The 9,509-nt window shown below is 24.8% G+C and carries 10 protein-coding genes; 8 read left to right on the top strand and 2 right to left on the bottom strand.

Going from position 1 to position 9,509, the window contains the following annotated elements; all coding sequences use genetic code 11:
- Positions 1-29 precede the first annotated feature (29 nt).
- From lonB to GBZ86_RS09400, 7 genes are all read left to right on the top strand, one after another.
- Positions 30-1,721 (top strand): ATP-dependent protease LonB, encoded by a 1,692-nt coding sequence (lonB, locus tag GBZ86_RS09425; protein ID WP_152890045.1) that lies wholly within the window; start codon positions 30-32, stop codon positions 1,719-1,721.
- A gap of 181 nt (positions 1,722-1,902) precedes the next feature.
- The gene (gene lon, locus GBZ86_RS09420; protein ID WP_152890043.1) at positions 1,903-4,242 is read left to right on the top strand and encodes an endopeptidase La; all 2,340 of its coding nucleotides are present in this window, start codon (positions 1,903-1,905) and stop codon (positions 4,240-4,242) included.
- Positions 4,232-4,825 carry a ribosome biogenesis GTP-binding protein YihA/YsxC gene (gene yihA, locus GBZ86_RS09415; RefSeq protein WP_152890041.1) on the top strand — a complete coding sequence of 198 codons (594 nt, stop codon included), beginning with the start codon at positions 4,232-4,234 and terminating at the stop codon, positions 4,823-4,825. Before lon ends, yihA begins: the two co-directional genes overlap by 11 nt.
- A 233-nt stretch (positions 4,826-5,058) precedes the next feature.
- Entirely contained in the window at positions 5,059-5,334 is a 276-nt protein-coding gene (locus tag GBZ86_RS09410) for a hypothetical protein (RefSeq protein ID WP_152890039.1), read from the top strand.
- A 40-nt stretch (positions 5,335-5,374) separates the two neighbouring features.
- Positions 5,375-5,521: a hypothetical protein gene (locus GBZ86_RS17120; protein ID WP_170272197.1), complete on the top strand. Its 147-nt coding sequence runs from the start codon at positions 5,375-5,377 to the stop codon at positions 5,519-5,521.
- A gap of 36 nt (positions 5,522-5,557) precedes the next feature.
- On the top strand, positions 5,558-5,749 hold the full coding sequence (locus GBZ86_RS09405; protein ID WP_152890037.1) for a chorion class high-cysteine HCB protein 13: 192 nt from the start codon (positions 5,558-5,560) through the stop codon (positions 5,747-5,749).
- 181 nt (positions 5,750-5,930) lie between these two features.
- Positions 5,931-6,476 carry a hypothetical protein gene (locus tag GBZ86_RS09400; protein ID WP_152890035.1) on the top strand — a complete coding sequence of 182 codons (546 nt, stop codon included), beginning with the start codon at positions 5,931-5,933 and terminating at the stop codon, positions 6,474-6,476.
- 114 nt (positions 6,477-6,590) lie between these two features.
- Here the strand turns inward: GBZ86_RS09400 and GBZ86_RS09395 are convergent, their stop codons facing one another.
- Positions 6,591-7,535 (bottom strand): FG-GAP repeat domain-containing protein, encoded by a 945-nt coding sequence (locus tag GBZ86_RS09395; RefSeq protein WP_152890033.1) that lies wholly within the window; start codon positions 7,533-7,535, stop codon positions 6,591-6,593.
- A gap of 86 nt (positions 7,536-7,621) precedes the next feature.
- On the opposite strand from GBZ86_RS09395, the gene GBZ86_RS09390 reads away from it, so the two are divergent.
- Positions 7,622-8,845: a type 2 periplasmic-binding domain-containing protein gene (locus tag GBZ86_RS09390; protein ID WP_152890031.1), complete on the top strand. Its 1,224-nt coding sequence runs from the start codon at positions 7,622-7,624 to the stop codon at positions 8,843-8,845.
- 31 nt (positions 8,846-8,876) lie between these two features.
- Here the strand turns inward: GBZ86_RS09390 and perR are convergent, their stop codons facing one another.
- Entirely contained in the window at positions 8,877-9,296 is a 420-nt protein-coding gene (gene perR / locus GBZ86_RS09385) for a transcriptional regulator PerR (protein WP_152890029.1), read from the bottom strand.
- Positions 9,297-9,509: the final 213 nt, after the last annotated feature.

Here is a 9,509-nt window from a genome sequence, read left to right as displayed (position 1 = left end):
TACTAATATAAGTAAAAGGAGGAATTAATATGCAGATATCAACTTTTTTAATTATACTTCAATGTATAATAATGATTATATTTTTTATATATATGGTAAATAATTCAGGAAATCAAACTAAGCAAAATAAGAAAATTTTAGATAAAGAAAATGAAAAAGGTATGGAAACTTTAAATAAGTTAAAAGCTATCCAATTATCTCAACCATTAACAGAAAAAAGTAGACCAACAGATTTAAATGAAATTATAGGGCAGGAGGATGGAATAAGGGCTTTAAAAGCAGCATTATGTGGTCCAAATCCACAACATGTTATCATATATGGACCTCCTGGTGTTGGAAAAACTGCTGCAGCAAGAGTAGTTTTAGAAGAAGCTAAAACAATGGCTAATTCTCCTTTTAAATTAGAAGCTAAATTTGTTGAAATTGATGCTACTACATTAAGATTTGATGAACGTGGAATAGCAGATCCACTTATAGGTTCAGTGCATGATCCAATATATCAAGGTGCAGGAGCATTAGGAATAGCAGGAGTGCCACAACCTAAACCAGGAGCTGTTACTAAAGCACATGGAGGAATTTTATTTATAGATGAAATAGGGGAATTACATCCTATTGAATTAAATAAACTTTTAAAAGTTTTAGAAGATAGAAAAGTATTTTTAGATTCATCATATTATAGTTCAGAAAATCCTAATATACCTACATACATAAAAGAAATTTTTGATAATGGATTACCAGCAGATTTTAGATTAATTGGTGCTACTACAAGAAATCCAGAAGAAATAGTTCCAGCTATACGTTCAAGATGCGTAGAAATATTTTTTAAACCATTAGAAAATAATGAAATTGTTAAAATTGCTGAAAATGCTGTTAAAAAAGTTAATTTTAAAATAAGTAATGAAGGATTAAAAACTATAGGGAAATATTGTTCTAATGGAAGAGAAGTGGTAAACTTAATACAATTATGTGTTGGATTAGCTACTAATGATAATAGAGATTTTATTACATTAGAAGATATTAATTGGACAATTGAAAATGGTCAATATTCACCTAGAATAGATAATACTATAAGTGAAAATCCTCAAGTTGGAACAGTTAATGGATTAGCTGTATATGGTGCTAATATGGGAGCTTTAATGGAAATAGAAGCTATAGCTAAAAGAAAAAATTTTAAAAGAAAAGGTATATTAAAGATAACTGGTATAGTTGAAGACGAAGAAATAACTTCATCAAATAAAAAAATGAAAAGAAAAAGTACAGCATATTGTTCAGTACAAAATGTCTTAACAGTATTAAATAACATACTTGATATCAAATGTGATGAATATGATATTCATGTTAACTTTCCTGGAGGAATGCCAGTAGATGGTACATCAGCAGGGATTAGTATAACAACAGCAATATATAGTGCAATATGCAATAAGCCTATAAATAATAAAGTGGCAATGACAGGAGAAATTTCATTAAAAGGAATTGTAAAGGCTATTGGAGGAGTAAATGCTAAAATTATGGCTGCAAAAAAAGCAGGAGCAAGTATAGTTATTATACCAAAAGATAATTGGAATAATGGATTTGAAAATATAGAAGATATAAAAATAATACCAGTAACATCAATTGAAGAAGTATTAAAAATAGCTATAATTAATGAAGAAAATATTACTACTAAAGTTAAGGATAATGATAATAATATAGAAATAATTGCAGCTAAATCCTTAAATTAAAATAATTTGTTATAGAAAAGTCTCTAAAGTATTAAAATATATCCTATGTGATATATTTTAATACTTTAGAGACTTTTATTTTTTGTAAATAACTTTTCCTTATTTGTAATAGTTGAAAATTTATAATAATATGTGTATACTTGATAAAGACTATAATTTACAACAGATGGAGGGGAGAAATATGCAAGAAAATAAAGAAATTCTTCCATTAATTCCTCTAAGAGGCATGACAGTATTTCCTAATATGGTTATATATTTTGATGTTGGAAGAAAAAAATCTATTAAAGCAATAGAGAAGGCCATGTCACAAAATCAAAAAATTTTTTTAGCGGCTCAAAAGGATATTGATATTGAAGAGCCTACTAGAGAAGATATATTTAATGTAGGAACAGTTTGTGAGATAAAACAAATTGTCAAGCTTCCTAAGAATAGCATAAGAGTATTGGTTGAAGGAATTGAAAGAGGAAGAATAATAGAATATTACGATAAAGAGGATATAATAGAGGTATCTATAGAGAGTTTAGTATCAGATATAGATTATACTAAAGATTCAGAATTAGAAGCAGCACTTAGAATGTTAAAAGATGAATTTTTTGAATTTTTAGAGACTACTACTAATACTAAAACTCCAGACTTTTTTGATAATATTGATGAAATGAATGATGCAGGAAAAGTTGTGGATATTATAGCAGCTTATGTAGTGTTAAAACAAGAACAAAGACAAGAACTTTTACATTTAATTGACATAAAAGAAAGAGTAAAAAAACTTCTTATATATGTTAAACAAGAAAAAGAATTAGTAGCTATAGAGAAAAAAATAGATTCTATGGTTAAAGCTAAAATAGATAAAGGTCAAAAAGAATATTATTTAAGAGAGCAATTAAAAGTAATTCAAGAACAACTAGGAGAAGATGACGAAAATAAAAAGGCTATAAAAAAATATGAAGAAATATTAACAACTAAAGATATGCCTAGCAATATAAAGGAAAAGGCATATTATGAAATTTCTAGGTTGAAAGTAAGTTCTATACATTCTCAAGAAGGTGGAGCTATAAGAAGTTACTTAGATGTTTTATTATCATTACCATGGAATGAACATACTGAAGATACTATTGATTTGAAGATAGCTAAAAATATTTTAGAAAAAGAACATTATGGATTACATGATGTGAAAGAGAGAATTTTAGAATATTTAGCAGTTAGAAAAATGAGTAATTCATTAAAAGGTCCTATATTATGTTTAGTAGGTCCTCCTGGAGTTGGAAAAACATCTATAGGAAAAAGTATAGCAAAAGCTGTTAATAGAAATTTTATAAGAATGTCTTTAGGTGGAGTTAGAGATGAAGCTGAAATAAGAGGTCATAGAAGAACATATGTAGGAGCAATACCAGGAAGAATAGTTAATGGATTAAAGCAAGCTAAATCCAATAATCCACTTTTTTTATTAGATGAAATAGATAAACTTGGTAATGATATAAAAGGAAATCCAGCAGATGCCTTATTGGAAGTTCTAGATGGAGAACAAAATTCAACATTTAGAGATCATTACTTAGAAGTTGATTTAGATTTATCTAATGTAATGTTTATAACTACAGCTAATTCTTTAGATACAATTCCTAGACCATTATTAGATAGAATGGAAATAATAGAGGTATCCGGATATACATATGAAGAGAAATTTCATATAGCTAAAAAATATTTAATACCTAAAAAACTTTCAGAGCATGGTGTGAAAAAAAATACAATAACAATTTCTGATAATGCATTAAAATTAATTATAGAAGGTTACACTAAAGAATCAGGTGTTAGAGGATTAGAGAGAATTATAGCTACAGTTATAAGAAAAGCTATAAGGATTATAATAGAAAAAAATAAGAAAAAAATTAATATATCATCTAAATTAATCGAAAAGTATTTGGGACCAACAATATTTAACTATGATGCTCTGGACAAAGAAAATAAAATAGGTGTAGTTACCGGAATGGCTTGGACTGCATATGGTGGAGATACACTTCCAGTAGAAGTAATGGTCATGGATGGAAAAGGAAAATTAGAATTAACAGGGCAATTAGGAGATATTATGAAAGAATCTGCAAGAGCTGCATATTCATTTGTTAGAGCTAATAAGGAAAAATTAGGGATTGATACAGAATTTTACAAAGACAAGGATATACATATACATGTTCCAGAGGGAGCTGTTCCTAAAGATGGTCCTTCGGCAGGTGTAACAATTACTACAGCATTAGTATCTGCGCTTGCTAATAAAAAAGTTAAGCATAATGTAGCTATGACAGGAGAAATAACTTTAACAGGTAGGGTTTTAGCTATTGGAGGTTTAAAAGAAAAATGTTTAGCAGCTAGTAGAATAGGAATAGATACAGTTATAATACCTAAAGAAAATGAAAAAGATTTAATAAAAATACCTAATACAATAAAAAATAAGTTAAATATTATACTTGCAGAAAAAATACAAGATGTATTAGAAAATACATTAATTGGAGAGGATAAATATGAAAATTAAAACATCTGAATTTATAATATCCGCAGTTAAAAAGAATCAATATCCAGAGGAAGGATTTCCAGAGATAGCTTTTGTTGGAAGATCTAATGTGGGGAAATCATCTATTATAAATGCTTTAACTAATAGAAGAGGATTAGCTAAAGTTAGTCAAACTCCAGGAAAAACTAGATTAATAAATTTCTTTTTATTAAATAAAGATATGTTTTTAGTTGATTTACCTGGTTATGGATATGCTAAGGTTTCTAAAAAAGAAAAAGAAAGTTGGGGAGCAGTAATAGAAAGATATTTAGTGGACAGAGAGCCATTAAAAAGAGTAGTATTACTGGTAGACTGTAGACATAAACCTACTGCTGATGATATTCAAATGTATGAGTGGATAAAGCATTATGGATATGATATTGCTATAGTTGCAACTAAAAGTGATAAATTATCTAATAATGAATTAAGAAAAAGTGAAAAAATAATAAGAGAAACTTTAAAATTAGATCAAGAAGAAAAGCTAAACTATTTTTCTTCCTTAAATAAAAAAGGTAGAGATGAACTTATAGATATACTATTTTCAGATTTAGTAGAAGAAGTTTAAAACTAAAATGTCATGAGATTTAAAAAGGTAAATCTTATGGCATTTTTATTTTAGAAATTTTTATAACTTGTTAATAAGCTTAATTGAAAATTAAAATCATTATAGTAATGATACTAGTTAAAAATTCTCTTTAAAATATAATTTAGAAAAATTACAAATAAAAGTGTCAATTTATATATGTTGGAATAATATATAGTATAAAACTAAATAAATTAATAAGGAGGCTTTTATTTATGGAGTTAAATCAAATTTTAAATGATATGGCAGGTGGAGGTAATCCAGCAGGTGATAATTGTGATTATGGTTGTACTTGCGGACCTGAAAATTATGGATATTATCCGAGTTGTACACCAAATCCATCACCAGGAATGTCAGGAGGATTGGGAAATAATAATACTTTGTTGATTTTAATTTTATTATTATCAAGTGGAAATGGATTTAATGGATTTTTAAAAGGTGGAAATAAAGGGTTTTTATTAATATTATTATTACTTTTAGGAAATAGATAATATTGTTAAATTTTGAAATTGAATTTTAGGTGGTGCATTTGTGAGTAAAAAGAAAAAATATCATTTAAAAAATCAAAATCAATCTTATTATTTGTTTATTTTAATTCTTATACTTTTATACAATAATTATGGTTATGGATTAGGTAGTGGTACAAGCTTTAATACTGCTACGCCATTTAATTATTAACAATATAATAAATTATATTAAAAGGAGTGCTTAAATATGAGTAAAAAAACAAAAGCATGCAATTACTTTTGTGATTGTGAAAATGATTCTTGTTATTTATGGGTTTTAATATTATTAGCTTTAGGTGGAAATAATAATAATTTTGGAAATGTTTTGGGCTTAGGAAATAATAATTCAGTTTCTACAATAATCTTATTAATGCTCTTATGTGGTTTTGGAAACGATTAGAATAACATTATTTAAATATGCATATACAAAATAGAAATAAGTTTTTAAAACTATTATAAAGCAATACTATATTATTTTAATTTAAGTTTAAGTATATTAAAATTAGAATAATGAGTGGGAGGGCTTAGTGCCCTCCAAAAAAATATTTTATTATACATAAAAAGTATTAAGGAGGAATATAATGTCTAAACATAAACATAGAAGTAAATTTGATGATAAGGATGATAATAATGGTTTAAATATTAATCCTGAATTATTTAAAATGTTGGGATTAGGTGAAATAGATAATAATTCTCTAGCACAAATGATATCTTCTATAAAGCAGGAAAATTTTAGCATGGACTCCATGAATAATGTTTTAAAAGATTTATTGTTGAAAAATTCTACAAATAATAATTATCCAGATATATCCAATTTAGCTAATATGCTAACTGGCAGTATGAAAGGATCAAATAATATGGGAAATATGTTGGCTAGTTTATTATCAGGAAGTTTCAATCCTCAATTTACATCACAAGATACAAATTTTAATAATAATGAATCTAACGTTAGATTAAATATAAATAATGATAATATGTATAGTAAGAGAAAAACTAATAATATTAGTGATAAAGATGACAAAGTTAGAATGTTATCTTCTTTAAAAAATTTTGTTGATGAAGATAAAATTAAATTTTTAGATAAAGTAATAGAAATGTATAAAAAAGGTGAAATAATTTATAGATAATTAAAAATTTATGAATAAATATAATTTCTTAAGTAAATAATATATTATGTAGCAAGAGAATATTTCTCTTGAATCCCCCATCCCCCTTTTGGGCCACAAATTGTGGCCCTTTAATTATTTATTAAAATTATCTATTAAACTAATAAAAAATTCATTATTTATTTTATTTAGACATATTTTAAAACTAATTTGTGAAAAGTCTTTATCTGAATTTTTTAGAGCTTTTTTAAAATTTAAAGTCCAAGTACAGCTAGAAAGAGTATTAGAAGAATCCCAAGAATCATCTCTAAAAAAACAATCTTGAAATGTATAAGTAAAATTTTCTTTATCTAATTGCCAAAGAATAGCAAGTTCATCACTATTAATATTAGGAGCAAATATATTTGGAGTTTCAGATAACTCATAAGGATATTCAATTAAATCTATAAATTGAATTACAGAATTTAATCCTGGTAGTGAATTTTTTTCATAAGATATATTTTTCAAATTTTTTTCTTTCATAAGATATTGTTGAATATTTGATTGACTACTTTCTAAAGAAGCTGATAATAATTTAGGGGTTTTATTATTTGATGAATCTAGAATACCTAATATATTATTAGTTGAACAATATATGTCTAAAAATTCATTATTATTCCATGTGAAAATATGTTGAATTGGAGTATTTTCTTGTGAAGATTGAATAATAATTTCAGGAATCCTATCTCTATTAATATCTATAATATTTATAGTCATTGGCCAATGACTATAATAATTTCCTAAAGTTTTAAGTGTTTTTTTTTCATTAAAAAAATAAGTTTTTTTATTTATAAGTGCTTCTACATAGTATTTTTCTTCTTTAGCAGTTATATAAAGCACATCTTCTTTTCCATCACCATTTAAGTCTTTTTTTATAGCTTGTTCGCCTTGAGGTTTTGCCATAATGGGTATGCTTTCATCAGTATAATAAGAATTAAAATTTATTTTAGCTAGGTATAAAAATCCTGAGCCTATTAATAATAAAAGAGTACTGAATATTATTAATGTTTTTTTTGTAACAATTATTACATTAAATTTCATATAATCACCTCATTAAAGTATATGTGATTATATTATATTTATTGCTAATAAACATAATAATTTTTAGAATAAATGGAGGTATTAAAATGATTAAATTAAAACAAATTATAGGTATATTTTTAATATTAACATTAAGTATATCTTGTTTTGGATGCAAAAGAAGGAATTTAACAAATCAAACTAATGAAACTATAAACATACTTTTAGAATCACAATATACTAGTGATAAAGAAGCAGTTGAATTAATATTAAAAGGCTTTAAAGATAGATACAGTAAAATTCCCATAAATATTAAGGAATTTAAAAGTATAAATGAAATAAAAGAAGATATTAGTGAAAAAAAATATGATATTATTTTATGTAGTAGACCTAATTTTTTAGAGTTACATAAATTAGGATTAATAAATAAATTAACAAGTTATTTTGAAAATAGCAATATTCAGGAAAAGTTTTATAATATAACATTAAGTTATGGAAAAATAGGAGAAGAATTTTATGGTATGGCTTTATTTCCTTACTCTTTAGAATTTATTTATAATGAAAATATTTTAAAAAATTTAATAGGAAATAGAGACATTAATAATTTTGAAGATTTAATTAATATTATAAAAGAAAATAATATTAGAATTCCAATGATTCTTCCTAAAGAACTTAATTTAGAGTTAGCATTATCTACATTATTAGCTAATAGCATAATTAAAAAAGATAATTTAATAGATATATATAATGGAGAAAAGGAAATTAAAAGCAATAAAATTCTTATAGAAGAGGTATTAAACACTTTAAATAAAGTAAAAAAAGAAGTTGGATTTAATTATTTTTATAATGTTAATATAGATGATATAAATAAATTAGATAAAGAAAATATTCCTATGGCGTTAGTTACCAGCTTAGTAGGAGTTGGCAATAAAGATTTTAAAGATTTATTTTTTCTTGGAGAAATAAATAAAGAACTAATAAAAACAACTCCACCTATTTTCAGTAATTATATAGTATGTTCTGTTAATAATAATAAAAATCCTATATTAGTTAATAAATTTTTTGATTATTTATTAACAAATGATTCATATACACAAATAGCAGAGAAAGGATATTTTACAGGAAATAAAGTTATAGATTCAAGTTGTATGGGAATTAATAAAAAAAGCACATGGACAATAGCTAATGGAGGAATTACTAATATACCATATTATTTAAATTTATCTTATGAATCAAAACAAGTTTTAATAAACTTAATTAAAAAATCAATGAATGAAAATAGTAATCTTAAAGAAATAAAAAAAGATGTATCTAATATATTTAAAGAATAAATAAAAGGAAAGTGGATTATCCACTTTCCTTTTATTTATTATCTTTTTGACATTCAGTACATATACCATAAAAATATATTTTATTAGAAATTACTTTATAATTAGAATGTTCTGCTGCATAAATGTTTAAATTTTTTACATCTAAATCTTCTACATCATCAACTTTATTACAAGTTAAACATTGAATATGTGAATGCTCGCAAGCATTTCCATCATACCTAAAATTTCCCTCACCAACATTTATTTCTTGAACTAGACCTACTTCAACTAAAGTTTTAAGTGCCTTATAAACAGTAGCTAAACTCATAGTTGGATAATCTTCTTGTAATGATTTATAAATAGTTTCCGCAGAAGGATGCTCTTTAGTACTTTTTAAATACTTATAAACAGCTATTCTTTGAGGAGTCAATTTTAATTTTTTTTCTTTGAATATACTAGTAATATTATCCATTTACACCATCCCGTATTATTTAATTAATCATATTTTATAATAATTATTATTGATTGTCAAAGGTTATTGCTTGTATCAATTGAAAAAATATTTAAATTTTTAAAATATTGTACAAAATTACAAAATATGCTATAATCAATTTGATTGTTAAGTGATTAACAACATTCATATAATTCATGTTCATTTCATTTTTTAAGAACAGTTTAACTGTTC

Source organism: Clostridium tarantellae, assembly GCF_009295725.1.
Lineage (GTDB): Bacteria > Bacillota > Clostridia > Clostridiales > Clostridiaceae > Sarcina > Sarcina tarantellae.
Note: the sequence above shows the minus strand (reverse complement) of the source record. Positions and strands in the feature narration are given on the sequence as shown.

Excerpts from the sequence above, each read along its gene's own strand:
- GBZ86_RS09410 (WP_152890039.1), top strand. The coding sequence starts at position 5,059 with ATGGAGTTAAATCAAATTTTAAATGATATGGCAGGTGGAGGTAATCCA.
- GBZ86_RS09395 (WP_152890033.1), bottom strand. The coding sequence starts at position 7,535 with ATGAAATTTAATGTAATAATTGTTACAAAAAAAACATTAATAATATTC.
- perR (WP_152890029.1), bottom strand. The coding sequence starts at position 9,296 with ATGGATAATATTACTAGTATATTCAAAGAAAAAAAATTAAAATTGACT.
- lon (WP_152890043.1), top strand. The coding sequence starts at position 1,903 with ATGCAAGAAAATAAAGAAATTCTTCCATTAATTCCTCTAAGAGGCATG.
- yihA (WP_152890041.1), top strand. The coding sequence starts at position 4,232 with ATGAAAATTAAAACATCTGAATTTATAATATCCGCAGTTAAAAAGAAT.
- GBZ86_RS09405 (WP_152890037.1), top strand. The coding sequence starts at position 5,558 with ATGAGTAAAAAAACAAAAGCATGCAATTACTTTTGTGATTGTGAAAAT.
- GBZ86_RS09390 (WP_152890031.1), top strand. The coding sequence starts at position 7,622 with ATGATTAAATTAAAACAAATTATAGGTATATTTTTAATATTAACATTA.
- lonB (WP_152890045.1), top strand. The coding sequence starts at position 30 with ATGCAGATATCAACTTTTTTAATTATACTTCAATGTATAATAATGATT.
- GBZ86_RS09400 (WP_152890035.1), top strand. The coding sequence starts at position 5,931 with ATGTCTAAACATAAACATAGAAGTAAATTTGATGATAAGGATGATAAT.